Origin of the sequence: Mesorhizobium sp. M00.F.Ca.ET.216.01.1.1, from assembly GCF_004010325.2 — a bacterium.
Classification (GTDB): Bacteria; Pseudomonadota; Alphaproteobacteria; order Rhizobiales; family Rhizobiaceae; genus Mesorhizobium.
Genome location: NZ_SADR02000309.1, coordinates 1 through 341 on the forward strand (window position 1 = coordinate 1; position 341 = coordinate 341).

1 protein-coding gene is annotated in these 341 nt (G+C 62.8%); it reads right to left on the bottom strand.

Going from position 1 to position 341, the window contains the following annotated elements; translation table 11 throughout:
- Window positions 1-341: ABC transporter permease subunit (locus EN859_RS36245; RefSeq protein ID WP_135913675.1), on the bottom strand; the 341-nt coding region annotated here is incomplete at both ends.

Consider the following 341-nt stretch of genomic DNA (forward strand, 5'->3'; position numbering starts at 1 on the left):
ATCGCGGCATACATGCCGGCCGCGTCGAACGAACCCTTGGCGATGTTGATCAAGAGCCCGATGCCGTAGCGGGAACCAACGAACTCGCCAACGATGGCGCCGATGATGGCCAAGCCGAAGCTGACATGCAGGCTGGCGAAGATCCAGCTCATCGCCGAGGGCACGATTACTGAGCGGGTCAGCTGCCAGTCAGAGGCGCCGAGGATCTGGGCGTTGGCGATCATCGCCCTGTCGGCCTCGCGCACGCCCTGGAAGGCGTTGGCAAAGACGACGAAGAACACCATGACGACAGCCAGCGCCACCTTGGAAGCCATGCCGAGGCCGAAGATCGGAAGAGCACA